General features: G+C 58.3%; 27 protein-coding genes, 1 tRNA gene and 2 pseudogenes. 17 read left to right on the top strand and 13 right to left on the bottom strand.

Annotated features, from left to right (window positions below):
- Window position 1: 1 nt before the first annotated feature.
- Window positions 2-1,075 (bottom strand): MJ1255/VC2487 family glycosyltransferase, encoded by a 1,074-nt coding sequence (locus GSF27_RS02315; RefSeq protein WP_160965301.1) that lies wholly within the window; start codon window positions 1,073-1,075, stop codon window positions 2-4.
- Window positions 1,072-1,596, bottom strand: coding sequence for a phosphatase PAP2 family protein (locus GSF27_RS02320; protein ID WP_160965303.1), 525 nt, complete (start codon window positions 1,594-1,596; stop codon window positions 1,072-1,074). Before GSF27_RS02320 ends, GSF27_RS02315 begins: the two co-directional genes overlap by 4 nt.
- Window positions 1,597-1,799: 203 nt before the next feature.
- Between GSF27_RS02320 and GSF27_RS02325 the strand changes: the two genes are divergently transcribed.
- The 10 genes and pseudogenes from GSF27_RS02325 to cysB all read left to right on the top strand — a co-directional run bounded on the left by GSF27_RS02325 (window position 1,800) and on the right by cysB (window position 10,824).
- Window positions 1,800-2,420, top strand: a complete 621-nt coding sequence (locus tag GSF27_RS02325; protein ID WP_160965305.1) for a dUTP diphosphatase — start codon at window positions 1,800-1,802, stop codon at window positions 2,418-2,420.
- Window positions 2,421-2,637: 217 nt separating this feature from the next.
- Window positions 2,638-3,618: a malate dehydrogenase gene (locus tag GSF27_RS02330; RefSeq protein ID WP_160965307.1), complete on the top strand. Its 981-nt coding sequence runs from the start codon at window positions 2,638-2,640 to the stop codon at window positions 3,616-3,618.
- Window positions 3,619-3,779: 161 nt separating this feature from the next.
- Window positions 3,780-4,253 (top strand): thioredoxin-dependent thiol peroxidase, encoded by a 474-nt coding sequence (gene bcp, locus GSF27_RS02335; protein ID WP_160965309.1) that lies wholly within the window; start codon window positions 3,780-3,782, stop codon window positions 4,251-4,253.
- Window positions 4,254-5,316: 1,063 nt separating this feature from the next.
- Window positions 5,317-5,529 (top strand): annotated as a pseudogene (locus GSF27_RS17800) (hypothetical protein); the annotation flags it as partial.
- A gap of 63 nt (window positions 5,530-5,592) precedes the next feature.
- Window positions 5,593-6,036, top strand: a complete 444-nt coding sequence (locus tag GSF27_RS17805) for an AraC family transcriptional regulator (protein ID WP_237457401.1) — start codon at window positions 5,593-5,595, stop codon at window positions 6,034-6,036.
- 85 nt (window positions 6,037-6,121) lie between these two features.
- On the top strand, window positions 6,122-6,454 hold the full coding sequence (yajC, locus tag GSF27_RS02345; RefSeq protein ID WP_160965313.1) for a preprotein translocase subunit YajC: 333 nt from the start codon (window positions 6,122-6,124) through the stop codon (window positions 6,452-6,454).
- Window positions 6,455-6,570: 116 nt separating this feature from the next.
- Entirely contained in the window at window positions 6,571-7,584 is a 1,014-nt protein-coding gene (locus tag GSF27_RS02350) for a 1-aminocyclopropane-1-carboxylate deaminase/D-cysteine desulfhydrase (protein ID WP_160965315.1), read from the top strand.
- Between the two features lie 59 nt (window positions 7,585-7,643).
- Window positions 7,644-8,630, top strand: coding sequence for a quinone oxidoreductase (locus GSF27_RS02355; RefSeq protein ID WP_160965317.1), 987 nt, complete (start codon window positions 7,644-7,646; stop codon window positions 8,628-8,630).
- 22 nt (window positions 8,631-8,652) lie between these two features.
- A complete protein-coding gene (locus GSF27_RS02360) occupies window positions 8,653-9,573 on the top strand; it encodes a 5'-nucleotidase (protein ID WP_160965319.1) in 921 nt (306 codons plus the stop codon).
- A gap of 276 nt (window positions 9,574-9,849) precedes the next feature.
- On the top strand, window positions 9,850-10,824 hold the full coding sequence (gene cysB / locus GSF27_RS02365) for an HTH-type transcriptional regulator CysB (RefSeq protein WP_160965331.1): 975 nt from the start codon (window positions 9,850-9,852) through the stop codon (window positions 10,822-10,824).
- Window positions 10,825-11,013: 189 nt separating this feature from the next.
- Here cysB and GSF27_RS02370 read toward each other — a convergent pair whose 3' ends face one another.
- Together GSF27_RS02370 and GSF27_RS02375 are read right to left on the bottom strand one after the other, a co-directional pair.
- The gene (locus GSF27_RS02370) at window positions 11,014-11,349 is read right to left on the bottom strand and encodes a hypothetical protein (protein ID WP_160965333.1); all 336 of its coding nucleotides are present in this window, start codon (window positions 11,347-11,349) and stop codon (window positions 11,014-11,016) included.
- 32 nt (window positions 11,350-11,381) lie between these two features.
- A complete protein-coding gene (locus GSF27_RS02375; protein ID WP_160965335.1) occupies window positions 11,382-12,107 on the bottom strand; it encodes a phosphoadenylyl-sulfate reductase in 726 nt (241 codons plus the stop codon).
- 455 nt (window positions 12,108-12,562) lie between these two features.
- Here GSF27_RS02375 and thrH point away from each other — a divergent pair, with 455 nt between their 5' ends.
- Window positions 12,563-13,180, top strand: coding sequence for a bifunctional phosphoserine phosphatase/homoserine phosphotransferase ThrH (gene thrH, locus GSF27_RS02380; RefSeq protein ID WP_160965337.1), 618 nt, complete (start codon window positions 12,563-12,565; stop codon window positions 13,178-13,180).
- Window positions 13,181-13,258: 78 nt separating this feature from the next.
- On the opposite strand, the gene pabB is transcribed toward thrH, so the two are convergent.
- On the bottom strand, window positions 13,259-14,659 hold the full coding sequence (gene pabB, locus GSF27_RS02385) for an aminodeoxychorismate synthase component I (RefSeq protein ID WP_237457333.1): 1,401 nt from the start codon (window positions 14,657-14,659) through the stop codon (window positions 13,259-13,261).
- 209 nt (window positions 14,660-14,868) lie between these two features.
- Here pabB and GSF27_RS02390 point away from each other — a divergent pair, with 209 nt between their 5' ends.
- The 4 genes and pseudogenes from GSF27_RS02390 to GSF27_RS02405 all read left to right on the top strand — a co-directional run bounded on the left by GSF27_RS02390 (window position 14,869) and on the right by GSF27_RS02405 (window position 17,132).
- On the top strand, window positions 14,869-15,807 hold the full coding sequence (locus tag GSF27_RS02390; RefSeq protein ID WP_160965341.1) for a hypothetical protein: 939 nt from the start codon (window positions 14,869-14,871) through the stop codon (window positions 15,805-15,807).
- The gene (locus GSF27_RS02395; RefSeq protein ID WP_160965343.1) at window positions 15,767-16,099 is read left to right on the top strand and encodes a Rieske (2Fe-2S) protein; all 333 of its coding nucleotides are present in this window, start codon (window positions 15,767-15,769) and stop codon (window positions 16,097-16,099) included. Before GSF27_RS02390 ends, GSF27_RS02395 begins: the two co-directional genes overlap by 41 nt.
- Before the next feature lie 102 nt (window positions 16,100-16,201).
- Window positions 16,202-16,690 (top strand): ribonuclease E activity regulator RraA, encoded by a 489-nt coding sequence (gene rraA, locus GSF27_RS02400; protein WP_160965345.1) that lies wholly within the window; start codon window positions 16,202-16,204, stop codon window positions 16,688-16,690.
- A gap of 42 nt (window positions 16,691-16,732) precedes the next feature.
- A pseudogene (locus tag GSF27_RS02405) lies at window positions 16,733-17,132 on the top strand (secondary thiamine-phosphate synthase enzyme YjbQ).
- 6 nt (window positions 17,133-17,138) lie between these two features.
- On the opposite strand, the gene GSF27_RS02410 reads toward GSF27_RS02405, so the two are convergent.
- The 6 genes from GSF27_RS02410 to rne form a co-directional block, all read right to left on the bottom strand.
- Entirely contained in the window at window positions 17,139-17,432 is a 294-nt protein-coding gene (locus tag GSF27_RS02410) for a hypothetical protein (protein ID WP_160965347.1), read from the bottom strand.
- Complete coding sequence (locus GSF27_RS02415; protein ID WP_160965349.1) at window positions 17,429-17,728, bottom strand: hypothetical protein; 300 nt, start codon at window positions 17,726-17,728, stop codon at window positions 17,429-17,431. Before GSF27_RS02415 ends, GSF27_RS02410 begins: the two co-directional genes overlap by 4 nt.
- A 15-nt stretch (window positions 17,729-17,743) precedes the next feature.
- Window positions 17,744-18,091: a DsrE family protein gene (locus tag GSF27_RS02420; RefSeq protein WP_160965351.1), complete on the bottom strand. Its 348-nt coding sequence runs from the start codon at window positions 18,089-18,091 to the stop codon at window positions 17,744-17,746.
- Between the two features lie 61 nt (window positions 18,092-18,152).
- Entirely contained in the window at window positions 18,153-18,827 is a 675-nt protein-coding gene (locus GSF27_RS02425) for a Bax inhibitor-1/YccA family protein (RefSeq protein ID WP_160965353.1), read from the bottom strand.
- Between the two features lie 407 nt (window positions 18,828-19,234).
- Window positions 19,235-19,322, bottom strand: a tRNA-Ser gene (locus tag GSF27_RS02430).
- A 156-nt stretch (window positions 19,323-19,478) separates the two neighbouring features.
- The gene (rne, locus tag GSF27_RS02435; RefSeq protein ID WP_160965355.1) at window positions 19,479-22,664 is read right to left on the bottom strand and encodes a ribonuclease E; all 3,186 of its coding nucleotides are present in this window, start codon (window positions 22,662-22,664) and stop codon (window positions 19,479-19,481) included.
- Between the two features lie 1,042 nt (window positions 22,665-23,706).
- On the opposite strand from rne, the gene rluC reads away from it, so the two are divergent.
- A complete protein-coding gene (rluC, locus tag GSF27_RS02440) occupies window positions 23,707-24,651 on the top strand; it encodes a 23S rRNA pseudouridine(955/2504/2580) synthase RluC (RefSeq protein WP_160965357.1) in 945 nt (314 codons plus the stop codon).
- A gap of 12 nt (window positions 24,652-24,663) precedes the next feature.
- Window positions 24,664-25,308 carry an HAD-IA family hydrolase gene (locus GSF27_RS02445; RefSeq protein ID WP_160965359.1) on the top strand — a complete coding sequence of 215 codons (645 nt, stop codon included), beginning with the start codon at window positions 24,664-24,666 and terminating at the stop codon, window positions 25,306-25,308.
- Here the strand turns inward: GSF27_RS02445 and GSF27_RS02450 are convergent.
- A complete protein-coding gene (locus GSF27_RS02450) occupies window positions 25,305-26,201 on the bottom strand; it encodes a hypothetical protein (protein ID WP_160965361.1) in 897 nt (298 codons plus the stop codon). The two genes, GSF27_RS02445 and GSF27_RS02450, sit on opposite strands and share 4 nt — an antisense overlap.
- A gap of 20 nt (window positions 26,202-26,221) precedes the next feature.
- A complete protein-coding gene (locus tag GSF27_RS02455) occupies window positions 26,222-26,737 on the bottom strand; it encodes a hypothetical protein (protein WP_160965363.1) in 516 nt (171 codons plus the stop codon).
- Window positions 26,738-26,807: the final 70 nt, after the last annotated feature.

Here is a 26,807-nt window from a genome sequence, read left to right on the forward strand (position 1 = left end):
ATCAGGAATACCCGGGCATTGCCTCAATAGCAGTAGCGGGGCCTCGACGCTGCAGGCGGGACGCTTGCCACAGCTGACTGGAGAGGTCTTCTACGGAGCTGCGCTGCTCTGACAAAATCCACTTCACGATAGCCGCGGCCACATCCGGGTAGTGGCACAACGGGTGGCGGCGATCTTCCAGCCACTCCTGCAACCTGGCGGCATCCAGCCGGTTCATACGACAGCCCAGGTCCAGCTCTTCCAGGGCGGCGGCATTGGAGAGCTGCTCCATCTGTCCCTGCAGGGGTTTCACCAGTACTTTCTTGCCCAGCTGCAGTGCCTCGCTGACCAGTTCAAAACCGGCGTTACACACCACGCCGCGACAGCGATGCAGGTCCTTGCGGAAGCCCTCAACGCTGAGCGGCCGCAGGGAGACGTTACCTTCCTCACTCGGGCCAGCGAACTTGCCGTAGTAGACAAAGCGGGTGTCCGGGCATTGGTGCAGCAGTTGCAGCACGGCCTCTGGCGCTTCAAATCCCAGGTACACCAGAATTACTTCTTCGCGCTGCACCGGGATTGACTCATCAAGGTGCACAATGGGCGGCAGTATGGTCTGGCCAAAGTGGTGCCAGTGCAGGCCCAGGTGGACATCGGCCGGGGCGAAGTGGCGGATCAGGGCCCTGGACATCAGCGAGTCTCCTTCCGTCGGGATGGCGGAGCTGAATGCGTATTGATGGCCAATGCCAATGGTGGGGATCCCCTGACGGCGGGCGGCCCAGGCAGTCACCGGCTCAAAGTCGTGAATCACCAGGTCGTAGCCGCTCAGGTCCAGCTCGCGCACGTCACGCCAGAAGCGCAACAGCTGGTTGTCACGGAAGGTTTTCAGGGGCTGGATGCGGCCGTTGGCGGTGGCAAAGGTGAGGCCGGGCAGGCAGCGCCAGTCACCGAACTCATCCATATCGAAGAAGTCACCGGGCTCGCGGCCACTGAACAGAAATTGGGTGCTGGCTGCGCTGTTGCGCAGGTGGTGGTTCATGGCCCGGGCGCGGCTGATGTGGCCATTGCCGGTGCCCTGTACGCCGTAAAATATCTTCATAGTGCGGGGTTCAGTAGTTCAAAACTCAGTAATGCCATGGTGCAGCCCAACAGGGCGCCGGCGAGGGTGTCGGTGGGGAAGTGCACCCCCAGCAGTACCCGGGATGCAGCCACGCTGCCGGCCCAGGGGAAGAGCAGCCAGCCGCTGCTCGGGAGCAACAGAAACGCCAGTGTCGCAAACAGGAAAGCGGCGGAGGTATGCCCGGAGGGAAAGCTGAACTGGTCGCTGGGTTGAATCACGCTCTGGAAGCCGGGAATTGCCTGGGGTGGCCGGTTGCGTTTGAACTGGGATTTCAGCAGCGCGTAGAGCGGTCGTTCCAGCAGCAGTGCCAGCAGCAGGCAGAGGGACCAGTCGCTGAACTCGGTCAGGGCCAGCAGCAGAATGGCGAGGATATAGAGGTGACCGTCTGCGGTGGCCGATATTTTGCGGCTGGCCCGTGTCAGGGTTGGCAGGCTCTTGCGCCGCAGGCACCAGCCAAAGGTAGAGAGATCACAGTGGTGGAGGACTTGCAGCAGCTTCATGGGGACCTGCCTTTGCTGATTGTTTTTTGTGCTCATGGGGTGAAGGCTAGGCGCTTTATGTGACAGCTGTATGGCCGGGGCGTGACATTTTCGTGTCATCAGTAATCTCTTCGGGCAGCCGTCGTGGTCGGCGCTTACGGCTCTCTGTTACTATCACCCCTTTAAGCCAATCTTTAAGTCATTCTTTCGACGACAGGTGCAAGATGCAGCAACAGATCAAGACCATGCTCGAGTTACAGGACAGCATGAACACACGGGTTAATAACGACTGGCGTGCGCAGGGGTTCGAGTGGTACCGGGCCATCTGGATTGAGTGTGGGGAGCTGCTGGATCACTACGGCTGGAAGTGGTGGAAAAAGCAGCAGCCGGATCTTGAACAGGTGGCCCTGGAGCTGATCGACATCTGGCATTTTGGCCTGAGTATCCTGCTGCAGGGTGGCGAAAGCAGCGACGCCATTGCAGAGCAGGTGGCCTCCGAGCTGTCCATCGCCACGGATGAGGCTGACTTTCGCCTTGATCTGGAGGCCTTTGCCGCTGACGTGCTCAGTCGCCGGAGTTTCTCCGTAGCTGCCTTCGGCCGCCTGATGGCCGGCATTGATATGAGTTTCGAGCAGTTGTTCGGCGGTTATGTGGGCAAAAATGTGCTCAATTTCTTCCGCCAGGATCACGGCTATCAGGATGGCAGCTACCAGAAGCTGTGGGGCGGACGCGAAGACAATGAGCACCTGGTGGAGTTGACCCAATCCCTGGACACCTCCAGTCCGGCGTTCAAGGATGAGCTGTATCAGGCACTGGCGGAGCGTTACCGCAGCCTCTGCGCCTGATTCGGCCCCTCGGCGCCGCTTGTTATCGGGTACGCCGGGGGCGGCCATCGCGCCTACCAATTAGTCGTAAATTGCGCGTCGATGGATGCATTTTTCTCGCGATTGCCTATAATGGCCCCCCGCCAAAAAGGTGATTCAGCACGCGTCAGGGATATTCGTTGGCAAGGCTGAAAGCCACTCCCACTTTCATACAAACGAGCGTAAACGGAGATTTATTGTGAAAGCACCCGTACGTGTTGCAGTGACTGGCGCCGCCGGTCAGATCAGCTACTCCCTGTTGTTCCGCATTGCTTCCGGCCAGATGCTGGGCGCTGACCAGCCAGTTATTCTGCAAATGCTGGAAATCACTCCCGCCCTGGAAGCCCTGAAGGGTGTAGCCATGGAGCTGGATGACTGCGCGTTCCCGACACTGGCTGGCATGGTGTGCACCGACGATCCTAACGTTGCCTTCAAGGATGCCGATTACGCACTGCTGGTTGGTGCTCGTCCTCGTGGCCCGGGTATGGAGCGTAAGGATCTGCTGGAAGCCAACGCCGCGATCTTCTCCGTTCAGGGCAAGGCCATCAACGACCACGCTTCCCGCGACATCAAGGTGCTGGTAGTCGGTAACCCGGCCAACACCAACGCCCTGATTGCCCAGCGCAACGCTCCTGACATTAACCCACGTCAGTTCACTGCCATGATGCGTCTGGATCACAACCGCGCCATGACCCAGCTGGCCCAGAAAACCGGCAAGACCGTTAATGATGTGAAAAACGTCATTATCTGGGGTAACCACTCCGCTACCCAGTACCCTGACCTGCACAGCGCCTCCGTTGACGGTGCCGATGCCATGGGCCTGATTGACCAGGCGTGGTACGAAAGCGACTTTATCCCGACTGTACAGCAGCGCGGTGCGGCTATTATTAAAGCCCGTGGTGCTTCTTCAGCGGCTTCCGCTGCCAACGCTGCCATCGATCATATGCGCAACTGGGCGCTGGGCTCCGATGCTGACAACTATGTCACCATGGGCGTCTACTCCGATGGTTCCTATGGCATCGAAGAAGGCCTGATCTATGGCTTCCCATGTGTCTGTAAAGACGGCGACTGGAGCATTGTTCAGGGTATTGAGCTGAACGACTTCTCCAAGTCCAAGATGGCTGCTACCGAGAACGAGCTGAAAGAAGAGCGTGATGGAGTGAAACACCTGCTCCCTTAAGCCCGGACTTCTAAAGCAGTACCGAAAACGCGGCCATTGGCCGCGTTTTTTTTTGGCTGCGCCAATGTGAGGGGAGGGCGCCGCCGCTGGATCCATTTTTCGGAGCCGGTGCACGCGGGTTATAATCCGCCACAATTTTTCAGTTCAGAAATGGAGTCGCTATGGCACACCCCAAAATCGGCAATCTCGCCCCCGCATTTACCCTACTGGATCAGGAAGGCAACAAGGTTAGCCTGAAGGACTTTCGCGACTCCAAAAACGTAGTGCTCTACTTCTATCCCAAAGCCATGACGCCCGGATGTACTGTGCAGGCCTGCGGCATTCGTGACAGCAAGAAAGAGTTCGAAAAGCGTGACACTGTGGTGCTGGGCGTTAGTCCGGATGCCGTGGCGCGTTTGCCGAAATTTATCGAGAAGCAGGAACTGAACTTCACGCTGCTCTCCGACGAGGATCACGCCATCGCCGAAAAGTATGGCTGCTGGGGCATGAAAAAGTTTATGGGTAAGGAGTTTATGGGCCTTATCCGCACCACATTCATTATCGGCAAGGATGGCAGGCTCCTGAAGGTAATGGACAAGTTCAAAACCAAGACCCATCACGAGGATGTACTGGCGGTTCTCGACGAGCTGCTCTGAGGGGTTTTGCCTGGTAGGTCCTGCTAAAGATGGCAGGACCTGCCGGCTTTCTCCCTGACCGCTTTTGCGGGTATTTCCCTCGTCTATTCCCCCCCCCATTCGCTCCCTGCGAGTACCTAAGGAACAGGCCTGCCTCTGGCACCTGTTGCGGAAATACTGAACTTCCTTTTCAGGGGCGTGAGTCTTTCACTGTCTTCAGGGGCTCTTGTCCTGTAAATCATCCGGCATTAAACCGGTCTCCTTTTGGCGCGAAAATTACTATTTTGGCGTCTCAGGAGGCTCTATTGTCAGCTGGATTAACACTTGAGGCGGCGAATTTCACTTCTGCCGTCTCCAGTCGACGCCAAACGGATACTTTCCACGTCTTAATGAGTGATTTTTGCGAACGGGTTCTCGCTGGGCGGGGATCTATTGTCGATCTTTTTTACAGCTGCATCAGTTTCAGGGGGTGGTAACTGAACCACCTTCGGGGTGTGACTGAGGTCTGCGAGTTCCCGCCGCGGTTGCTATATGGTTACGCCAGCTCAAATGGAAGAGGGCTTGGTCGCCAGGAATGCCGGGTGGCATTCAGATTCCGGTTGTCGTCAGCTATTCGTCCCTGACACAGGAAGAGGCGTCGCCGGGAATTTCAGCTCTCCATCAATATGGGTGTTAGTCATTTGTGATGGCGCCCTGTCGCCGTTACGGAATTGTTTTCTTTTATCGTCACATACAGCGGTTAGTTGGCGAACTGGTCAAGCTTTGTCCTGTAAGTATCTGGAATAAAGGAAAAATTTGACCATCAGGATTGGTGTGGAAAGCTATGGATACAGACGCAACAAGGCGGGACGGGGCTTCGGCTGGTGGCGGGAACGCAAGCGCAGGCAGCCGGAAAAACCGCAAACCCGGTTTGGTGGAGCGATTAAAAATCCTGCACCAGCTGCTCACGGACAGGTTCGCTACTCACGCCGAGCATCAGGAGGCCTATCTGCAGGCCGGGTTGGGCATGTTCGCGGCGCAGATTGGAATGCTGCTGCGGGTGCGTTTGCTGCAGCCATCCGCAGAGGTGGATGCGGTTTGTGGAATGGATCTTGCTGGGGCAGTAGAGGTGGATCAGACGTTGGAGTGGTGCTCTGCACCCATTGCACACCGAACCACTACCCTGTGGAACTGCCCAGAACCAAATATCAGTCGGGAGGTCTACAACGGGGTTGAAATTCGGGGATACCTCTGCACCCCGGTCTTTGTGGCAGGCCATATCTACGGGTTGCTGTGTTTCTTGCAAAGCGCCGGTGGACAGGGAGGCTTCACGGATGAAGATGCTGAAACCGTCGAAATTATGGCAAAAGGAGTGGCCAAAATGATTGAGCTCCAAAGGGTACCACCAGTAGATCAGGCCAGGCTCAGGGCCGGGTTTGTCACCGAGGGCGTGAAAACCTTCGAAGAGTATATCTATCAGGCGCGACTACCTGAGGTTTACGGTGTGCCCGGGCGCGTCGTAGAGGTATTGCAAAAGCGCATTGGCAAGGCGTCACTGTCAATCGACTTTATCGCTGAGGAGATGAACCTCTCCAAACGCACCCTGCAGCGCCGCCTGCAGCAGCAGGGCATCAGTTTTGCCGAGCTGCGCGATCAGGTTCGTTTTCACTATTCCATCAACTACCTGGTGGAGAACAACATGAGCATTGACAGTATTTCGTCAACGCTGGATTTCTCCGATCGCACCAGCTTTACCAACGCCTTCAAACGTTGGACAGGACTCTCCCCCAGCACCTTCCGCAAGCTGTTCCGGGACTACGCCTGAATGGCCTGAATCCATTGCCCCACTGCAGTAAAAACGGTAGAGTTTCACCCTTTTGTGAAACTCTACTTTGCAGTGAGGAACCTTAATGGAATTCTTTATTCCTGCCGCCATGGCACAAGCTGAAGCCCAGGGCCCCCAGGGCAACCCCATGATCACCCTGATCATGTTTGGCGGTCTGTTTGTCTTTATGTACTTCTTTATGATTCGCCCCCAGCGCAAGCGTCAAAAAGAGCATCAGGAGCTGGTTGGTAACCTGGGCAAGGGCGACGAAGTCGTTATGAACAGTGGCCTGCTTGGCAAGGTGCTGAAGGTAGACGAAAATTACCTGGTTATTGAAACCGGCACCAACGTCGAGTTGAAATTCCAGAAAGTGGCGGTTCACGCTGTACTGCCTAAGGGAACCATTAAGTCCATTTAATGGCTCGCAGCAGTTACGTTATAGTTAAAAGGCAGCTGAGGCTGCCTTTTTTCTGCCCGCCATTCTGTCGCCGCCGGTTGGCGGCAGTGCTGAACCTGGAGCCAAAAGGATAAGCTATGCCCACCCTGGGATTTCCTCCCCGTATTCCCCTGGCCCATACCCCTACGCCCCTGCATCTGTTGCCCCGTGTGTCCGAGGCCCTTGGGGTGCGAGTGTGGGTTAAGCGGGATGACCTTACAGGCTCCGCCCTTACTGGTAACAAGGTGCGTAAGCTGGAGTTTTGCCTCGCCCAGGCCCGGGCTCAGGGCTGCGATGCGCTGGTGACTTGTGGCGGGCTGCAATCCAATCATTGCCGGGCCACTGCACTGGCCGGCGCCCGGCTGGGGTTGCGGGTGCGGCTGGTATTGAGGGGCGAGGAGGGTGCCGGCACGGCGGATGGTAATCTGTTTCTCGATTATCTGGCTGGCGCCGAAGTAACCACCTTTCCCCTGGCGGAATACCGCTCGAACCTGCAGGGGCTGTTACAGGACGCGGCCCGGTCGCTGGAGGCGGAAGGCCTGTCGCCCTTTGTCATTCCAACCGGAGCCAGTGATGGTATCGGTATCTGGGGCTATCTCGGTGCAGTTGACGAGTTGGCCAATGACTTTGCGGCTGCCGGTATCGAACCGTCCCACATTGTTTCGGCAACCGGTTCGGGGGGCACCCAGGCGGGATTGAGTCTCGGTGCCTGGCTCAAAGGCTGGCAGGCAAAGGTGGTTGGCTTTGCGGTTTGTGATAATGAGGCCTACTTTCAGAACAAGGTCAGGGCGGATATGCGGGAGTGGCAGCAGCGCTTTGGCGGTATCTGCGAGGGTGTGGCTGAGGTGGATGTTGAGGCGGTGCCGGTCAGCGTTGATGATCGCTTTATTGGCCCCGGCTATGCCCGTGCCGATGCCGGGGTTTTTGATCTGATCCGCTGGCTGGCGGCGAATGAGGGCATAGTGCTGGATCCGGTCTATACCGGTAAGGCCTTCTATGGGCTCTGGCAAACACTGGAGCGTGGTGAGTGGCCGGATGCCCGCGATGTGGTGTTTGTCCACACCGGTGGTATTTTTGGCACCTTTGCGCAGCGTGAGCAGTTTGCATTCTGAGTGTTCGCGGGCTGGTTTGGCGAAAAGGTTTTAAGCTGCATTGGCTCGGAGGAGCGGCGATGAAAGGCACGGAGATTCAGGGTTTCAGGCTACACGATCACGGCGGTCCGGAGGTGTTGCAGTGGGGGGCGATAACACTGCCTGCCCCTGCAGGGCGGCAGGTGCTGGTTCGCAATCGTGCAGTGGGAGTCAATTTTATTGATATCTATCACCGTGAGGGTCTGTACCCTATGGCGCTGCCCAGTGGATTGGGGGTCGAGGGCGCTGGTGTGGTAGAGGCGGTCGGCAGCGAAGTGACGGAGTTCAGAGCGGGTGACAGGGTGGCCTATTGCATGTGCACTCCCGGAGCCTATGCCGAAGCGCATCTGGTGGACGCCTCCAGGATTGTGAGGCTGCCGGATGCGATTGATGAGGAGTCCGCAGCTGGAGTATTGCTGAAGGGTTTAACGGCGGCGTTCCTGTTGCACTCCATGGCGCCACTGCAAGCGGGTGATGCCATTCTTGTGCATGCGGCGGCCGGCGGTGTCGGGCAGCTGTTGTGTCAGTGGGCTGCCCACAAGGGCCTGACGGTCATTGCTGTCGTCAGTACGGAAGCCAAGGCTGAGCAGGCCCGCTCTGCCGGGGCCACCCACGCCATTGTTGGCGGTCCGGACGGGCTGGCGGAGCAGGTGAGGGCGCTTACCGGGGGGCAGGGCGTGCGCATGGCGCTGGATTCTGTCGGAGCGTCTACCTGGGAGGCTTCACTGGATTCGCTGGCACGTCGTGGGTGGTATGTAACCTACGGCAATGCCAGTGGGCCGGTTCCGCCGATAGCGCCTCTGGAATTGCAGAAGCGCGGTTCACTGGTAATGACCCGCCCCGGGCTGGCAGACTTTGTGGCTTCCAGGGAGGAGTTGGATTATCTCTCAGGCTTGTTGTTTGACGTATTGGGTCAAGGGGTGGTGAAGCCAGCCATTGGCCTGCGCCTGCCGCTGGCAGAGGCGCCCGAAGCCCAGCGCCGCCTGCAGGCGCGTGAGACCTCAGGCTCAATTGTGCTGCAGGTGTAAACAGGATTCATAAGGGGAAGTTATGCCGGCCGTGTACAGCCGCAAACTGGTGATCGCCATATCGTCGCGGGCACTGTTTGATATGAGTGACAGTCACCACGTCTATGAACAGGAAGGGCTTGAAGCCTATTCCCATTACCAGATCGCTCACGAAAACGATGTGCTCGCGCCTGGGGATGCGTTCAATATTGTTAAAAAGTTGCTGCGACTCAACCAGCTGCTGGAGGGGGAGCCCCGGGTAGAGGTGATTCTGCTCTCCCGCAACAGCGCCGATACCGGTTTACGGGTCTTTAATTCCATAGAGCACTACGGCCTGACCATCAGCAGGGCCGCTTTTTGTGGCGGCGAGAGTCCCTACCGATACGTCACTCCCTTTGGCTGCCATCTGTTCCTGTCCACCGATGCCGACGATGTTCGCAACGCCCTCAATAATGGTATCGCTGCAGCCACCCTGATTGCCTCCAGCCAGAAATCCGAACACGGGGATCAGCTGCGATTTGCCTTCGATGGCGATGCGGTGCTGTTCTCCGACGAGTCCGAGCGCGTGTTCAAGCAGAAAGGGCTGGAAGCCTTTACCGAAAAGGAGAAGGCCGAAGCGCACAACCCCCTGATGGGAGGGCCTTTCAAGCAGTTTCTGGCGGCTTTGCAAGGGTTGCAGAAGGAGTTCGGCGAAGATGCCTCACCCATTCGTACCGCACTGGTGACGGCCCGATCGGCGCCGGCCCACGAGAGGGTAATCCGCACCCTGCGGGATTGGGATATCCGCATTGATGAGTCACTGTTTCTTGGGGGGCTGGAGAAGGGGGCGTTTCTGAAAGCCTATGGGGCGGACGTATTCTTTGACGACCAGCAGTCCCATTGCGAGTCCGCGAGAAGCCATGTCGCTACAGGTCATGTTCCACACGGTATTGCTAACGAGCCCCTGCTGCAGTCCCGGGAGTAGGGCTCACGTACCCTTGGTTTCGGCTTGCGAAAATACAATAACTAACTGATTTATATTGAGCATCTACCGTTCCGGCTGGCTTGCCTGGTGACCCGTTGAGCGTTTAGTGAGCACTGTTGCAGCGGCTCTATATAGGCGTGAGTTATAGTTGCGCCCTGGAACTATGTGAAAGTGTGTTAAATACTTGGCAAACCGGAGCGATTCCATCTATTCTTCAAAAGAATAGCTCGGTATATTTTTATAATCGACTAACGTGTCAGGCCATCTGGAGGGCTTATGAAGCTGCAGCAACTGCGGTATATCTGGGAAGTTGCACACCACGATCTGAACGTATCGGCTACCGCCCAAAGCCTCTATACCTCGCAACCGGGGATCAGTAAGCAGATCCGCTTGCTGGAAGACGAACTGGGCGTTGAGATCTTCTCCCGCAGTGGCAAACACCTGACCCGTATAACACCCGCCGGTGAGGCCATCCTCAAAACGGCCGGTGAGATCCTGCGCAAGGTCGACAGTATCAAGCAGGTGGCCCAGGAGTTCAGCAACGAGAAGAAGGGCAGCCTCTCCCTCGCTACCACTCATACCCAGGCACGTTACGCCTTGCCCCCGGTGATCAAGACCTTTATTGAGCGCTACCCCGAGGTTTCCCTGCACATGCATCAGGGTACCCCGATGCAGATTTCGGAAATGGCTGCCGACGGCACCGTGGATTTCGCTATCGCCACCGAGGCGCTGGAACTCTTCAGCGATCTGGTGATGATGCCTTGCTACCGCTGGAACCGTTGCATTGTGGTTCCCAAGGACCATCCGCTTTGCCAGATCTCACGCCTTACCCTGGAAGATGTGGCCAAACACCCGCTGGTGACATACGTTTTTGGCTTCACCGGGCGTTCCAAGCTGGATGAGGCCTTTATTGAGCGGGGACTGGCGCCGAAGGTGGTGTTCACAGCCGCCGATGCTGACGTCATCAAAACCTATGTGCGTCTGGGCCTGGGCGTGGGCATCATTGCCCGCATGGCCTACAACGAAGAGCTGGATGATGATCTGGTGGCCATTGATGCCAGCCACCTGTTCCAGTCCAGTGTGACCAAAATCGGCTTCCGACGTGGTACCTTCCTGCGGGGCTACATGTATGAGTTCATTGAGCTGTTCGCGCCACACCTGAGCCGCGATATTGTCACTGAAGCCTACAGCTGTTCTTCCCGTGTGGAGGTGGAAGAGCTGTTTGCCAATATTGAACTGCCCGCAACCTGAGGCGGGTGGTATAGCCCCGGCTCGGCTCGGGCTGACTGAATTGGGGTAAATTGGGGTAAGCTGTCGCCGCAATGGCAGGGATGGTGTGCCCGGCGTTGCAGGCGCTAAATTGCAGGTGCTAATAGGAAAGCTGTAAAAGAAGGGTTGAGCCATCACTGGTGTGATGGCTGCAGCCTGGCCGCGGAGGTATCAGAGGAAGTCCAGGTCCGGGTTGTCGTTCATAATCTCTTTCAGTTCTTCCCTCTCACTGGTTTTCTGGTCCAGCACTTCCTTGACGAACTTGAAATACACCGTGTAGATGCGCGGCTCCTGATCGTCCTCTTCAACCACAAAGAACGGCGCCCGGCTAACGTCATAGCGGCGTGCCAACTCCATGCCGGCGCTGTTGAGATCACCCTCATCGGCTACCACAATCTCGTCGATGTATTGCATCTGGCCGCTGCTTTCCAGCTTTTCCAGAACGTCACCGCACTTTTTACAGGGGCTGCCGTCGGCGAGAATTTTCTTTACCAGGGTGATCTTCACTGTGTCAGTTCCTTAATACTGCTGCGGTGCGCTCAGGACTTGATGTTGGTACTGTGCAGCCCGCACTCTTTCTTGGTTGCCTCTTCCCACCACCAGCGGCCCTCACGCTCGTGCTGGCCTGGGCCAATGGGGCGTGTGCAGGGCTCGCAGCCGATGGAAACGAAGCCGCGATCGTGCAGGGCATTATAAGGGACGTCGTTGCTGCGGATATAGTCCCATACCTGCTGCGAGGTCCAGTTCGCCAGTGGATTGTATTTGGTCAGGCTGCCGTTGGGGCGGGCAAAGACGCGGTCATCCTGAATGACAGGGATCTGGGCGCGGGTCCCAGGGCTCTGGTCGCGGCGCTGGCCGGTAATCCAGGCCTCCAGCTCGTGCAGCTTGGTGCGCAGTGGCGCGATCTTGCGGATACCGCAGCACTCCTGGTGGTTGTCCTGATAGAAGCTGAACAGGCCTTTCTCCTGCACCAGCTCGCGCACCGCCTGGCCATCGGGGCTGACGACATCGATGTAGATGTTGTAGTGATTACGTACAGTTTCGATGAACTGGTAAGTCTCGGCATGCAGGCGACCGGTATCGAGACAAAATACCTCAATATCCGGATCAATCTTGTGGGCCATGTCGACCAGCACTACATCTTCCGCGCCGCTGAAGGATATGGCGATGTTGCCATGCTGCTTGATGGCAAATTCCAGAATTTCCTGTGGTGACTGTTGCTGGAGTGCGTTGTCCAGGTCAACCAGATCCAAGAGTTGCGACATGATCTTATCCTGCTGTCAGGGGGCCGGCACGTGGGCCGGCGGCTAATACGGAAAGAGGAGCGGTAAATGGCCGCGCAGCATAACAAAGGCTGATCAATCTTAAAAATAATCAACGGTGATAGCCTTATAACCAAACATGTACTGCTTATAGGATCGGGCTTTTCGTCGCCCGCGGTTGCCCGGAATTACGATTGGCCGGTGTGATCCGTTCGTCTCTGTGATTTCCGGGTGGGCGGTGATATTTGAGATCAAGGAAAATATGCTGATATCTGGTAAAAACAATATGTTACAGGTTAAATCTAATGTTATTTATTGGTTGTGGTTACTGGTCTTGGGTGTGGTTCTCAAACTCAAATTGCCAGAGCCGTCGTTAAAGGGTAGATTGCCTCCCTTTGATTGGCGCAGTGTCTTTCTGTGCCAGCCCGATGGTGCCTGGAATAGCGTAGGAGAGTAGTGTGGAACTGGCATGTTTGGACCTGGAAGGGGTACTGATCCCGGAAATCTGGATCGCGTTTGCGGAGAAAACCGGAATTGAGGCTCTGCGCGCGACCACCCGTGACATCCCGGATTACGATGAGCTGATGACCATGCGTCTGGCGGAGCTGGACAAGCACAAGCTGGGCCTGAATGAAATTCAGGAGGTTATTTCCACCCTGAGCCCCCTGGAGGGCGCCGCTGACTTTGTAAACTGGCTCAGAGAGCGTTTCCAGGTCATCATCCTGTCAGACACCTTCTATGAGTTTGCCGGTCCGCTGATGAAGCAGCTGGGTTACCCGACCCTGTTGTGCCACAACCTGACTGTGGACGCGACTGGCCGTGTGACCGACTACAACATCCGCCAGGCTAACCCCAAGCGCCAGTCCATTGTGGCCCTGAAGTCGATCTATTATCGCACCATCGCCGCCGGTGATTCCTACAACGATACCACCATGCTGGCTGAGGCCGACGCCGGTATCCTGTTCCACGCGCCGGAGAATGTGATCCGCGAATTCCCGCAGTTTCCTGCGGTGCACACCTATGAAGACCTCAAAAAAGAGTTTATCAAGGCCAGCGTGCGTGACCTGACGCTTTAAACAGCGCCCGGTTATCCACAAAAAAGCCCGCACGAGCGGGCTTTTTTGTGGCTGCAGGTTTTGTAAATTCCGCAGCGCTCAGGCAGGTCGAGCCCCGCACTGCTCCAGGGTGTCCATAATCAGCCGCACTTTGGTGAGGCTTTCCTGATACTCCTGTGTCGGGTCCGAGTCGGCGACGATACCGCCCCCGCCCCATACATAGAGCTGGCCTCCGCTGGCGACGGCAGTACGAATGGCAATATTGGTGTCCATTTTACCGTCAAAGCCCAGATAACCGATGGCGCCGCAGTAGGCGCCGCGGCGACGGCTTTCCAGCTCTTCGATAATCTCCATAGCCCTGATTTTTGGGGCCCCGGTGATAGAGCCACCGGGAAAGCTGGCGGCGAGCAGGTCCACAGCCGTCATGTCCGCTCGCAAGGTTCCTGTGACCGTGCTGACCAGATGATGCACATTGGCGTAACTCTCCAGTGCGAAAAGCTGCGGTGTGGAAACGCTGTGTGCCGTACACACTTTGCTGAGGTCATTGCGCAGCAGGTCGACGATCATCAGGTTTTCGGCCTGATCCTTGCTGCTGTTAAGCAGTTGTCGGGCTAGCCCTGCATCCTCCTGCGGGTCAGCGCCACGGCGAATGGTGCCCTTGATGGGCTGCGTCATGACATGGTTCTGGTGGCAGCGAATGAAACGTTCGGGCGAGATGCTCAGAAGGGCGATCTCATCGGTTTCAAAGTAGCAGCTGAACGGCGAGGGCAGAGCCTGGCGCAGCTGCTGGTAGGCCGTGAAGGTGTCGCCGGAATAGTGGGCATGGAAGCGTTGCGCGAAATTCACCTGATAGCAGTCGCCGGCCTGGATGTACTCCTGAATGCGTTCGATGCAGTCGTGGTAATGCCCGGCGCTCATATCGGGGGTAAAGGCGTCGCAGGAAAATGTGGCGGGGGAGTCTGCTTGTTGTGGTTGCAGCAACAACTCCTGCAGCAGGCGCCGCAGTACCTCCGGAGTGTCGTCCCGCAGCAGCAGCCAGCTGCGTTGCTGGTGATGATCCTGGATGATGGCCCAGCGATAGATACCCAGCTGGGCCAGTGGCAATTGAGCATCGTCAGCTATCTGCCGGGGGAGCCGCTGTTGTTCCTTGCCACAGTCATAGCCGATAAAACCCAGTGCACCGCCACAAAAGGGTGTGTCGGGAAGCTGTACAGCTTCACTGGGCAACAACTGTTCCAGTGCCTGCCACACATCAGCATGTTGTGTGCGCTCGCCGGCGCGATCGAGGCTGTAACAGTCGCCGTCGCTGCTGCAGAAAATCCGGCTGCAGGGGGCAGCGCTGAGAATGTCGTAGCGATTGCTGTGAGCGGAACGGGTTGCGCTGCCACTGTCGAGCCACACCGGCCACGGGAGGGTGCGAATGCGGCGATAGTAGTCGCTGGCGTCCTCGACATAGGGCAGTGGTTGCAGGTCAATAGTCGTGCTGCTGGAGGCGTTCAACGGCGTTCCATGATGAGGGGCTGGAGGGCGCATTGTAGAAGTTACGTCCTTCTATTTCCACGTTTGCTGCGACAGGCCGGGATGCAGAATTTTCAATTGCACGAGAGAATTTGTGGAAGGCTTGCGGCGCTGAATTATAATGAGCTTTGTAATGCATGGTTCGGGAGAAAGCAGTGAAAAGCAGCAGTCGTTATTTTCCGGTGCGGTTAATGGTTGCCGAGCAAAGTGACGGGCTGGCTGAAGATGTTTATCTGCTCAAGCCCAACAACAGTGATGATAAATCAGTGGAGCTGGCAGTGACTCACTTGTCTCCACTGAATGTACCGGCTGCGATCCTCAGAAACCGGCCGGTGTTGATTCTGCTGCACGGTCAATACCAGAATCGAAACGCCTTTTGGCGCGGTGCCGAACAGAGTGTGAGCCGGCAGCTGGTCAGCGCGGGCATTGATGTCTGGTTGATGGAGATGCGCGGCCATGGGCTTTCCGCCGTTAACACGGATTTTGATACCGATACGCTTGCCGATACCGCCCGTTATGACATTCCGGCTGTCACCCGCTTTGTTGCCGAGATGACAGGTGAGCGCCCGGTCCACTGGCTGGGTAAGGGTATCGGAGGTGGCGCTCTTTTGATGAGTCAGGGTGCAGGCGCACTGCTGGATCTTCCCGTCGCCTCCCTGATTGGCAGCGGCGACCCGTTTGGCTGCGCCGGGTGGTCGCGCCTGCCGGGCCTGACTTCGCTGGTAGCGGGCAGGAAGTGTCGCGACGAGCTGGCAGGGCCGGAAATGGAGTCCTGTGCCCTGATCAAAAACCTGATTGTTGAGAGCCGCAAGCTATCCCGCCGGGGGGCTGCCATGGGTATTGACCTTTGGTACCAGCTGCGTAAAGCCTCTGTGCCGTTAGCCTGGATCAGCGTAGATAAAACCCGTGACTGGAGTGAGAGGGGCTTGCGCAATTTGCTTCAGCAAGGCAATTTAAGTGTGCTGGATGTGACCGGCGAAAGCCTTGATGCCGTGATGTCCGGCAGATCCGGCGGGGGAGACCCATTACGCAGCTTGCCGGCATTGCTGGATGGCTGGATGAATCAGGATTACGGGCAGGAGATGGGGGATGGCATTTCAGCCGCTGGAGAAGTTGCACCGTTTGCATGACGGTTACCGGAAGGTGATTCGGCTCGGACGTGGCGAGTTGCTGCTGTTACAGGAAGAAGGCCGGGTTCACATCGTCTCCAACCAATGTACGCATATGAATGCCCCCCTGCACAATGGCACGGTAACCCAGGGTTACCTGCGTTGTCCGTTACATGGTCTTGAATTCAGCCTCGACAGCGGTGAGCCCAGGGTCTCAGGCTGTATGCAGGCGCTGCAAGTGTACCGGCCGGTCTACGAGGGCAATACCATCGGTATTGATGTTCCTGATGGGGACAGCGGCCGCCCTTATTGATTTATACGTTCTCCTGCCTTTCCCTGCGCGTAGAGCGGTCTGGTGACCGCGTCTGCCTATCTATCGACCTATAGACTAACGACCTTACGAAAGGGACCCGAGATGACCTATTGCACTCCGGATTTGAGTGATGCCTATCCCGACGACGTCCAGGCGCTGGAGCCGATGTTCCGCAGCTATGGCGGCCGCAGCAGTTTTGGTGGCGAAATTGTCACGATCAAATGTTTTGAGGACAACTCCCTGGTGAGGGAACAGGTCAGCCAGCCTGGCACAGGCAAGGTATTGGTGGTTGATGGTGGTGGCTCGCTCAGGCGGGCATTACTGGGTGATATGCTGGCAGAAAAGGCCGTTGCCAATGGCTGGGAGGGTGTCATCGTGTATGGCTGCATCCGCGATGTGGATGCCATTCGCAGCATGGACCTGGGGGTACAGGCGTTAAACACACACCCGTTTAAAACTGATAAACGGGGTATTGGTGATCACAATGTGGCGGTCACTTTTGGTGGTGTAACCTTGCGGCCGGGCGAGTATATCTACGCTGACAACAATGGTGTGCTGGTGTCTGCCCGTGCGCTGTCGATGCCGGAGTAGGGGTCAGATCCCTTCATTGCCATTCATGGATGTCATTAGAATATGATCCGCACTATCCAGGCGCGGCCCCGGGGACAGGGGTTGCACGACATTACCGACGCCGTTTGCGCAGTGGTGGAGGCCCATGGAGTCCGCGAGGGGCTCTGCACCCTCTACATCCAACACACGTCTGCCAGTCTGTTGATCCAGGAAAATTACGACCCATCCGCCCGGCGTGACCTGGAGTCCTGGTTAAACCGGTTGGTGCCGGAAAACGATCCTTTGTATACCCATACGTTGGAGGGGGCGGATGATATGCCCGCACATATCAAGGCTGCACTCACTGCCTGTAGCCTGTCGATACCGGTGCTGGATGGGCGTGGGCACCTGGCAGGGGATCTTTCTCTGGGAGCATAGGCACGGCGCCCAGCAGCGTCAGGTGATAATCCACCTCAGTGAATAGCTGCGCCTACCAGGAGATGACCGTTTCAAACTCGCAGCAGAGCCTTACCCACCCCGGATAATCGATGACCCGAACCGCGGCGGGGGGCGGGCTTTCCGGCATCGCGCCTGTCTCAGCCAGCCAGCAGACGTTGTCGGTGCTGGCGAGCGCCCGCAAAGTCACCTCGGCGATGTTGGCAATGTCATTGGTATCGGTGATCAGAATCGCGTCGAGGTCCCCGACGTTTTCCAGGCACCATCGGGTCGCCCCCGCGCTGGTACGACTGCTGATGATGTGCAGCGTGGCTGATGGCATATTCATGGGCTCAGGCAGTGGCGGGCGGTTTGCAGGAGCTCACGGGCGGCGTTGCTGTCGAGTAATTCTATCCCTTCAAACGCCATTGGGGTTTCATTGCGATGCTCCGGCCGGTGGACGGCTGTCAACCGTACTCCCATATCCCGGCACATGGCCAGCTTATCCCGCAGCCCCTCTGCGGTGGGCGGGTTCAGAAACAGTATGGCGGTCTCGATTCCCATCAGGGCATGGGTGAGGGCGCCGTTCAGTGCGCTGTCGCAGCTGTCACCGTTGCGGTCGTCGAGCAGAAATAAAACCTGCATTACCGGAGCTGTCCCTTAGCGGATGGTGATCAAACGGTCGGAACAGTGGCTGGCGTCTGCCAGCTGTCCCATCCCGGAGAGGGTAAAGCCGCTATTGCAGGGCTCCTTGCCGTAGCGCTGCTGATAATCCGTGACACACACCACCAGGTCCAGTTGGTGCTGTTGCTGTATTTCAACCCAGGCCTGTGTGGTGGCGCTGCCGGTGCATCCAGTCCCTGGACAGGCGGTGCTCACGCCACTGGCAACAAAAAACACCCGGTACAACCGGTGCTTGTCATTGAGGATCGCCGTGGCCAATTGCAGGGCCTGATCGTATTGGGGATCGGGGGAAGGGGGGCGTGAGACCAGCAGGGAGAAGAGCATGGGTACTATCAGGAGGGCTGTAAAACAAAAAGCCCCCGGCGGGCGGGGGCTTTGGCTGTTATCAGTCTTCAGCGGCGCCAATCAGGTGCAGCAGGGAGACAAACAGGTTGTAGATATTCAGGTAGAGAGACACGGTGGCCATCACGTAGTTGGTCTCTCCGCCATTCACGATGCGGCTGGTGTCGTAAAGGATAAAGCCGGACATCAGCAGCACAATGGCCGCGCTCAGGGCCAAGCTGACGCCGCTGACGTTAACGCCAAAGAAACCGGCGATCATAAAGCCCAGTGCGGCCAGCACCACCACGATCAGGCCGGTCATCAGGAAGCCGCCCATGAAGCTGAAATCTTTCTTGGTGGTGAGGACGTAGCCGGACAGGCCAAAGAACACAAGTGCGGTACCGGCCAGCGCCTGGAAGATGACCTGTGAGCCGTTCTGCATGGCCAGGTAGTGGTTCAGGGTTGGGCCGAGAGAGGCACCCAGCAGAGCAGTAAACGCGAAAACAACGTAGATGCCGGAGGCGGAGTTGGCCGTGCGTGGCAGTACAAACCAGACCAGTGCGAGGGCTACCAGGTTCATGAGCAGGGCGGCACCCTGACCCAGGCCAATGGTCATGGAGGCACCACAGGCGACCGCACTGACGCCCATGGTCATGGCGAGCAGCATGTAGGTGTTTTTCAACACTTTATTGGTGGAGACAACAGCTTCCTGTTGTGCCTGTGAATAAATCTCTTGCATGGTATTTCTCCGTTGCAGGTTAATCCCGAAATCTTTGACCAATCATACAAAGCAGCGGTTCAAAAGCAAGCGAATTAACGCTTCAAAACTTTGCGCTTAACCCTGTAAAAACAAGGGATTAGTGCCTGATTTGAAACGCCTCTGCCACACTGGGAGACAGTAAAAAGAAGGGGAAGTTCAGGTGTTTGGGGGGAGGGTGGCGGTGGGGCGCGGTTTCGGTCGCCCTGACAACTGCTGTGGCGCGCGGCCCGGAGACTCTTTGTGGGCTCTCGACATCGGTTCGCTCCGGGAGCTCCGGCAATTTTCAAGGCTTGGAGGCGGGTGTATGCCAGAACGTAAAAAGCCCCGATTTACGGGGCTTTTTAGGGGGTAATTACGATCTCCAGGGATTCCAAATTACCGAGATATGGCGGTGGGCTAGGGATTCGAACCCCAGGACCTGTTACAGTCAACGGTTTTCAAGACCGCCGCTTTCGACCACTCAGCCAGCCCACCGGAACGAGCGCATTATACATGGCTTTTAAGGCGCAGCAAGCCCATAAGCCGTTATTTTTAAATGGAAAAAAACAGGGCGGGCAAGGTTTGCGGACACAAAAAAAGCCCGCCGGTAGTTACCGGCGGGCTTGAGGGTTGCCAGGCTTTGCGGTGCGATTATTCCGCGCTGCCAGAGTCAACCCCGGTGCGCTTGTGGCGCGGATCGTTGGCGGGGCGCGCCAGTGGGCGCGGGTTGTGGCTGATGCTGGCGGGCACTGAGGTGTCCAGTGGCGCGCTCATGCTCAGCTCGCGAACTTCACTGCCAATCTGCAGCCCGGTTACAGGCTTGGGATTAACCCGTGGGTCATTGGCGGCACGGCTGCCCGGGGCAGCTGCAACCGGCTCGGCGGGCGAGGGGGCTGCCGCAACCGCTTCCGCGGGCTGTGCGGCTGTCTCTTCACCGGTCTCTTCAGTCGCTGTTGCCGGAGCTGCCGCGGCAAACAGGTCAGTTTGGCCGGTGGACTTCGGTGCAGCCTCTGCTTCCTCTGCGGCGCTGGCTTCAGCCTCGGCCTCTGCAGTTACTGCCGGGGACGCGTCTTCGGCGACTGGCGCTTCGGGTGCCGCTGTATCTTCTGCCTTCACTTCCTCTGCCGCTTCAACAGTGGCAGGGGTGGCTTCCGTCGCTTGAGGCTGCTCCTCAGTGGCATTGGCCATTGGCGCTTCGGTGGCGGTAGTGTCTGCGGCCTGACTGCTGGCTGGCTGTTCAGCGACAGTGGCTTCTGGCGCAGCAGTGGTGGCCTCAGCTTCCACGGCGGCTACGGGCTCTGCTGGCGCTTCTGCAGTCGGCTTATGCTCTTGCTCTGCACTGGAAACTTCCGCCGCGGCAGCTGTTGCTGCGGAGACAGGGGCTTCGCTGACTGGTGCCGCCGGTGCAGACTCTTCAGTGCCGGCAGCGCGGGTCACAGCAGGAGCAGCCTGTTCAGCCGGTGCTGATTCTGCGCGCTCCGGGCGCTCCTGACGCTGGCGCTGACGGCGTTCGCGAGGTTCGCGCTGTGGCTGCTGGCGCTCAGCGGATTCGCTGCGCTCAGTGGGCTGGTCCTGGCTGCTGTCGGCATCGGTATCAGTGGTGCTTTCAGCGTTGTCGCCATCGCGACGACCACGGCGGCGGGGCTGTGGACGACCGCGCTTGCCAGCAGGGCGCTTGCTTGGGCGCTGCTCGTCGCTACCGGTCGCATCGGAGGCCTCGGTGTTCCGGGTCTCCAGCTCGGCGTCTTCCTGTGGCTTTTGCTCCTTGCGGGCGTCGCGGTCACGGTCACGGCGACGATTGCCACGCTCATTACGATCACCGCGCTCATTACGCTCCCCGCGTTCGCCGCGTTCGTTACGATCACCGCGCTCGCTGCGCTCATTGCGCTCATTGCGATCACCTCGCTCGTTACGATCGCCACGCTCTTTGCGATTGTCGTCGCCCTTGTTGCGGCTCTCGCTATCTTTGCGGCGGTTGTCGTCGCGGTTGCGGTCCTGGTTGCGATCACGGTCGTTGCGCGAGCGGTTGCCGCCACGACGGTTGCGCTGCTGGGAGTTACGGTTTCTCTGGCTACGTTGTTTGCGCTGCTCTTCCCGCTCTTCCTCTTCCTTCTGACGAGCCTTTTCCTGCGGATCGCCGAACAGGGCGTGCATCAGGCGGGTCAACAGGCCCGGCTTGGCGGGTTCCGGCGCAGGTGCCGGTGCAGGGGTCGGTGCTGGCGCAGGGGCCATTTCGGACGGCTGCAGCTGCTGTACGGCAGGCTGAGGCGCCGGCGGCAGGGCGGTGCTGGTTTCCAGGGTTTCAATCTGGCTTTCGTCCGGCTGGGTAACGATCTTGTAGCTGGTTTCGCTGTTGGAGGCTTCGTCATCACGCAGGCGCTGGACCTCGAAATGCGGCGTCACCATGTGTTCGTTAGGAATAACCAGTACGCGGGTATTGTTGCGTGCTTCGATGCTGGAGATCGCTTTGCGCTTCTCGTTCAGCAGGTAGGTGGCAACCGGTACCGGGGTAATGGCCCGAATCTCGGCGCTGCGCTCTTTTTGCGCCTCTTCTTCCACCAGACGGAGGATGGAGAGGGCAATGGATTTGGTGCTGCGGATGGTGCCCTGGCCGCTGCAGCGGGGGCATACCTTGGAACTGGTCTCTTCCAGGGATGGGCGCAGGCGCTGGCGGGACATCTCCAGCAGGCCGAAACGGGAGATGCGGCCTACCTGTACCCGTGCACGGTCCATGGCCAAGGCATCACGTACGCGGTTTTCCACTTCGCGCTGGTTGCGGACCGGCTGCATGTCGATGAAGTCGATGACCACCAGGCCACCGATATCACGCAGGCGCAGCTGGCGGGCGATTTCGTCGGCCGCTTCCAGGTTGGTGCGCAGTGCGGTCTCTTCGATGTCGCCGCCCTTGGTGGCGCGGGCGGAGTTGATGTCGATGGAAACCAGGGCTTCGGTGATGTCGATGACAATGGAGCCGCCGGAGGGGAGCTTGACCTCACGCTCAAAGGCGGTCTCGATCTGGCTCTCGATCTGGTAGCGATTGAACAGCGGGGTGTCATCCTGGTAGAGCTTCACCTTGCTGTTGCTGCCCGGCATCATCTGCGTGATCAGGGCTTGTACCAGATCGTAGGCTTCTTTCTTGTCGACGATGATTTCGCCAACATCCAGACGCAGGTAGTCGCGGATAGCGCGGTAGAGAACGTTGCTCTCCTGGAACAGGAAGGCCGGGGCGGAGCGCTCGGCGGAAGCGGCTTCGATGGAGGTCCAAAGCTTCAGCAGGTTGTCCATGTCCCACTGCAGCTCTTCGGCGCTGCGACCAACACCGGCGGTGCGGACGATAATGCCCATGCCCTGTGGCACTTCGATCTTGCTCAGGGCGTCGCGCAGCTCGGAGCGGTCTTCGCCATCAATGCGGCGGGAAATGCCACCAGCACGAGGGTTGTTGGGCATCAGTACCAAGTAGCGGCCAGCCAGGCTGATGAAGGTAGTGAGGGCGGCACCTTTGTTGCCACGCTCTTCCTTGTCGATCTGGACCACAATCTCCTGGCCTTCCTTGATCACGTCCTTGATTTTGACGCGGCCTTCGGAGTCTGAGGAGCCTTTGGTGAAATACTGGCGGGAGATCTCTTTCAGTGGCAGGAAGCCGTGGCGCTCGGCGCCGTAGTCGACGAACGCGGCCTCAAGGCTGGGTTCGATACGGGTAATTTTACCCTTGTAGATGTTGGCTTTTTTCTGTTCGCGGGTGCGATTTTCAATATCGAGGTCGTAGAGCCACTGGCCATCGACCAGTGCTACGCGCAACTCTTCGGGTTGAGTTGCATTGATGAGCATTCTTTTCATGCGTTACCTGAATGGTTTTACGCATAACGGCAGGAGCAGGAAAAGTCTGTGGAGATCAGCCTCACGCAATCCCGGACGCTACCCACCGATGGGTGAGCTCGCCAGGGCGGCTGTTGGGTTGCTGCAGCACCTGATGCACCCGGGCCCGGGCAGGGAGGGCTTGCGCCGTGTCCTGTGGGGCCTGGGGTTGCCGGTGCGGTGGCAACCATGGACTCATTGTAAAGCTGTCGCCGGACAGTGCCCATTGGCAATAGTCCGACGCCAGTTACCGGATCCGGGTGGTTTCAAGGGAGTGCTGACCTGAACAGACACATTTTCCGGGTTTGCCGGGAGAGGCGGGCTTTTTGGGTCGCGTCTCCGTTGAGTACGGGCAAACTGTGGTTGGGGATTGTCTGTCGCCTGTGTCGTTCTCTTTTCTGTCGGTTTCCGGCCGCGCCATATAGGGATGGGGCGGCGGGTCTGCACAGGGTCAGTGTTTCTCTCGCGCCTCGTGACAAGGCGCACCTCAATACTACTCGGATCAGGAGCATCTCTGATCACAATACTTTTCGATGATCCGGCTGTCGTGCGCGGTTTTCATCGGTGCCCCGGTCATGAAGTCCTTGGTACTTTGCCGCCCTGTACTGCACACAGGTGGAGTTACAGGCTGCGGGGACTCAGTCGGCGGGGCCGTTAATAATGTTGTCTGGCTCTGGAGGGGCGATGTGAACGGGGTGCCCCAAACAGGCTCCTGTCATTACTGGGCACAGGGCGTAAACCGGGTAGTGTTCTGCGCGCTGTGTATAGTCATCAGTCTGACAATCGGGCCGTCCAGAGATTCCAAACCCTGTCGGTCAGCGGTATTTCCTCGCAACATGCCTCTCAAATTACGCAATGTCCGGAAACCAGCCTGATCAGACCGGCCGAATATAGCAACATTTCCGTAACTCTTCAAATTTTGTCTCTAGCTGCCTGATCTCAAACGAGATTTTCACTGATTGGCAGGTCAAAGGCGGGTATAATTCGCACTTTAACGTACCTGTCTCCCACGGAACCCCCGGTTATGTCCTCTTCACCCAGTGTGCAATGGGTCGAAATTGATCAGGAGCGCGCTGGCCAGCGCATCGACAATTTCCTGATTACCCACCTCAAAGGGGTTCCCAGAACCCTTGTTTACCGCATCCTGCGCAAGGGTGAAGTGCGGGTGAATAAGGGGCGGATCAAAGCCGACTACCGCTTGCAGGCCGGCGACGTCATCCGCATTCCACCGGTTAGGGTGGCAGACGAGAAGGCGCCGGTTCAGGCCAGTGAGCAGCTGCAGGAGTTGCTGTCACGCTCCATCCTGTTCGAAAACAAGGGCCTGATCATTATCAACAAGCCCTCGGGCCTGGCTGTGCACGGTGGCAGTGGCATCAATCTCGGCCTGATCGAGGCCCTGCGCACCCTCTATCCGCAGGAGAAGTCACTGGAGCTGGTGCACCGTCTCGACCGGGATACTTCCGGCTGCATCATGGTGGCAAAGAAACGCAGCATGTTGCGCTATCTGCACAATGAGTTGCGGGAGGGGCGGGTACAGAAGTACTACCAGGCGCTGGTGCAGGGGCGCTGGCCCAATCGCGCCACCCACGTGGATGCGCCATTGAAAAAGAATGAGCTCAGCAGCGGCGAGCGTATGGTACGTGTCAGTGCCGATGGCAAGCCCTCCCTGACCGAGTTTCGTGTCCTGCAGCGTTTCCGGGACTGTACGCTGGTAGAGGCCAAGCCCATCACGGGGCGCACCCACCAGATCCGCGTGCACGCCCAGTTCAAGGGGCATCCGCTGGTGGGTGACCCCAAATACGGCACCGATGACTTCAACAAGCAGATGAAAGCGGCGGGTTTTAACCGGCTATTTCTGCATGCCGCGGCACTGGAGCTGACCCTGCCGGATGAGAGGGCGCCCATTCGGGTTGAGGCGCCGCTGGATGAGCGCCTGAGTGAGCCATTGGCTCGATTGCAGGCCGAGTAGCAGGGCGGGGCTATGCTGGTTATTTTCGACTGGGATGGAACCCTGTGCGACTCCACAGACAAGATTGTCACCTGTATGCGGGAGGCCGCAGCGGACCTGGGGCTGGCGGTGCCTGAGGTGGAGGCGGTCAAAAACATCATTGGCCTGGGCTTGCCGGAGGCGATCCAGACACTGTTTCCCGGATTGGAAAGCGAGGGTGTGGAGGCCATGCGCCAGGGCTACGCTCATCAGTACGTGGTCGCCGACGCTGTGCCCTCAACGTTCTTCCCGGGAGTGGAGGAGACGCTGGATGCGCTGCTGTCCGGCGGGCACCAGATTGCGGTGGCCACAGGTAAAAGCCGGGCGGGTCTCAACCGTGTCATGGCAGCGCTGGGCGTGCAAACCCTGTTTCACGGTTCACGATGCTCCGACGAAACCGCTTCCAAGCCGCACCCGTTGATGTTGCACGAGTTGTTGCAGGAGTTCGCTACTCCCGTAGAGCGCGCGGTGATGGTGGGGGATACGGAGTTTGATATGGAAATGGCCCGTCGCGCCGGCATGGCCCGGGTGGCGGTGGATTATGGCGCCCACCGTATCTCCCGTCTTGTACCCTATGAGCCGGTGGCCTGCCTTTCCCTGATGACCGGCCTGCTGCCTCTGGTGGCGGAGCCGGATTAGTTGCTGCGCTCAATCATCAATTCAATGCGGTAGCTGTTGCTGCCGTTGCCGGATCTGTAGCTGGTGTATCCACGGCCATCGTCAGTCTGCTGTTGTACGCTGCTGCCCAGATCTATCCACTGCCCCAGCGGGGCCCGCACACTGGTGCCCATACCGCGACTCTCAATATATTCCTGGTGCTGGTCCTGCCGGTAACGATCGTCCCGAACGCTGATCTCCAGTTGTACCTGATTGTTCCAGGCAGGGGTCGGGGTGACGTAAAAGCCGGTTACCACAGGCTCATACTGTTGCTGGCTGCCATGGCCCTGGGGGCCCGGGTAGAGAGACAGGAAAGGAATCTCGTGACCGGTTTCGATGTAGGCCGGCATACCTTCCAAAGCCCGTACCTGCTGGGTTGATCCACGGCTGCTGTTGTTGCTGAACTGGCCAACCGTGGTGGTGACGCTGTGATGGGTTGAGGAGGAGTGCAGGGTAAAGGTGCCGGCCTTGCGGTCGCCGGTGGTGGTGCGGATCTTTGTGCCGGGTTGGGTGGTGGTGCGCAGCTGGCCGCTGGTGTTCCACTGGTTACCCTGCTGGCTGTTGTTGCCGCTCTGGCGCACATGGATGCGAAATTGGGCCAGGGGCTGGTCCAGCTCCTGTATCAGCCCTGTCAGTTCCTCAATCTCACCGGGGTCGCCGCTCAGCACAAGGCGATTGCCGCTGGCGGCCACGGTGGTGGCTTGTGCCACGGCCTGTAACTCGGGCAGCAACAGGCCTGGTGGGCGGTGACGCAGTTCCACCACTTCCATGGTGGCGGCCGCCACACTGCCGGCGCAGAGACACAAGAGCAGGGTAATCAACCTGGCAGCGGGCTTCCAGTTTGGTATCGCATTGAGGATGTGACGATCATTCATCGGGTCGGTGGTGCAGGGGATCAGAGTGTGAAGGTTCGAAGGTCAGAAATTTCCGTGCTCTGGCGTTCCCACATCTCCCTGAACTCGTCCAGCAGGCTGGCGGCCTCCGCGCGTGCTTCAGTGTTACAAAAACCGTCAAACTGGCCGTCGTCGTGCTGCAGCAATACGCTGCTGCGATCGACAATCATATAGCCGCGCTGCTGGTGCTCGGGTTGCAGTGTGGCCTGGCGGATTTTGACTTTACTGGAGAGTCTCTGTTGCAAGCGCAGCAAGGGGTGTCGGCCCGAGAGCAGGGGTTCGGTGTCCAGCACCAGAATGCGGATTTCCGCCAGTCGATGGCCGCGGGCGAGGGCGCTGAGGGCCGAGCAAAAATCCTCGTCGCCGTAGAGGGCTTTGTTGAGACTGGTGGAGAAGATGCTCACTTCGCGGTGCCCGGCCCGCAGGTTTTCGCAGGCGTAATGCACAAACGTAGCGGGGCCTTGCAGCAGGGTGAGTGTATCGCAGGATTCTGAAGGGGTTGCTCTCAGCTCGCTCATGTCCTTGCCCTGATGTTGCCGCTATTAATCACGTGATTGTTTCCGGTCCCGTGACCAAGTTTAGCAGCCG

This window comes from Pseudomaricurvus sp. HS19 (assembly GCF_009857815.1).
In the GTDB taxonomy this organism is placed as follows: Bacteria; Pseudomonadota; Gammaproteobacteria; order Pseudomonadales; family Cellvibrionaceae; genus Pseudomaricurvus.

What these genes read in the sequence shown, in the direction of transcription:
- GSF27_RS02315 (WP_160965301.1), bottom strand. Translation starts at nt 1,075, where the DNA reads ATGAAGATATTTTACGGCGTACAGGGCACCGGCAATGGCCACATCAGC.
- GSF27_RS02320 (WP_160965303.1), bottom strand. Translation starts at nt 1,596, where the DNA reads ATGAAGCTGCTGCAAGTCCTCCACCACTGTGATCTCTCTACCTTTGGC.
- GSF27_RS02325 (WP_160965305.1), top strand. Translation starts at nt 1,800, where the DNA reads ATGCAGCAACAGATCAAGACCATGCTCGAGTTACAGGACAGCATGAAC.
- bcp (WP_160965309.1), top strand. Translation starts at nt 3,780, where the DNA reads ATGGCACACCCCAAAATCGGCAATCTCGCCCCCGCATTTACCCTACTG.
- GSF27_RS17805 (WP_237457401.1), top strand. Translation starts at nt 5,593, where the DNA reads ATGATTGAGCTCCAAAGGGTACCACCAGTAGATCAGGCCAGGCTCAGG.
- yajC (WP_160965313.1), top strand. Translation starts at nt 6,122, where the DNA reads ATGGAATTCTTTATTCCTGCCGCCATGGCACAAGCTGAAGCCCAGGGC.
- GSF27_RS02350 (WP_160965315.1), top strand. Translation starts at nt 6,571, where the DNA reads ATGCCCACCCTGGGATTTCCTCCCCGTATTCCCCTGGCCCATACCCCT.
- GSF27_RS02355 (WP_160965317.1), top strand. Translation starts at nt 7,644, where the DNA reads ATGAAAGGCACGGAGATTCAGGGTTTCAGGCTACACGATCACGGCGGT.
- GSF27_RS02360 (WP_160965319.1), top strand. Translation starts at nt 8,653, where the DNA reads ATGCCGGCCGTGTACAGCCGCAAACTGGTGATCGCCATATCGTCGCGG.
- cysB (WP_160965331.1), top strand. Translation starts at nt 9,850, where the DNA reads ATGAAGCTGCAGCAACTGCGGTATATCTGGGAAGTTGCACACCACGAT.
- GSF27_RS02375 (WP_160965335.1), bottom strand. Translation starts at nt 12,107, where the DNA reads ATGTCGCAACTCTTGGATCTGGTTGACCTGGACAACGCACTCCAGCAA.
- GSF27_RS02390 (WP_160965341.1), top strand. Translation starts at nt 14,869, where the DNA reads ATGGTTGCCGAGCAAAGTGACGGGCTGGCTGAAGATGTTTATCTGCTC.
- GSF27_RS02395 (WP_160965343.1), top strand. Translation starts at nt 15,767, where the DNA reads ATGGCATTTCAGCCGCTGGAGAAGTTGCACCGTTTGCATGACGGTTAC.
- rraA (WP_160965345.1), top strand. Translation starts at nt 16,202, where the DNA reads ATGACCTATTGCACTCCGGATTTGAGTGATGCCTATCCCGACGACGTC.
- GSF27_RS02410 (WP_160965347.1), bottom strand. Translation starts at nt 17,432, where the DNA reads ATGAATATGCCATCAGCCACGCTGCACATCATCAGCAGTCGTACCAGC.
- GSF27_RS02415 (WP_160965349.1), bottom strand. Translation starts at nt 17,728, where the DNA reads ATGCAGGTTTTATTTCTGCTCGACGACCGCAACGGTGACAGCTGCGAC.
- GSF27_RS02420 (WP_160965351.1), bottom strand. Translation starts at nt 18,091, where the DNA reads ATGCTCTTCTCCCTGCTGGTCTCACGCCCCCCTTCCCCCGATCCCCAA.
- GSF27_RS02425 (WP_160965353.1), bottom strand. Translation starts at nt 18,827, where the DNA reads ATGCAAGAGATTTATTCACAGGCACAACAGGAAGCTGTTGTCTCCACC.
- rne (WP_160965355.1), bottom strand. Translation starts at nt 22,664, where the DNA reads ATGAAAAGAATGCTCATCAATGCAACTCAACCCGAAGAGTTGCGCGTA.
- rluC (WP_160965357.1), top strand. Translation starts at nt 23,707, where the DNA reads ATGTCCTCTTCACCCAGTGTGCAATGGGTCGAAATTGATCAGGAGCGC.
- GSF27_RS02445 (WP_160965359.1), top strand. Translation starts at nt 24,664, where the DNA reads ATGCTGGTTATTTTCGACTGGGATGGAACCCTGTGCGACTCCACAGAC.
- GSF27_RS02450 (WP_160965361.1), bottom strand. Translation starts at nt 26,201, where the DNA reads ATGAATGATCGTCACATCCTCAATGCGATACCAAACTGGAAGCCCGCT.
- GSF27_RS02455 (WP_160965363.1), bottom strand. Translation starts at nt 26,737, where the DNA reads ATGAGCGAGCTGAGAGCAACCCCTTCAGAATCCTGCGATACACTCACC.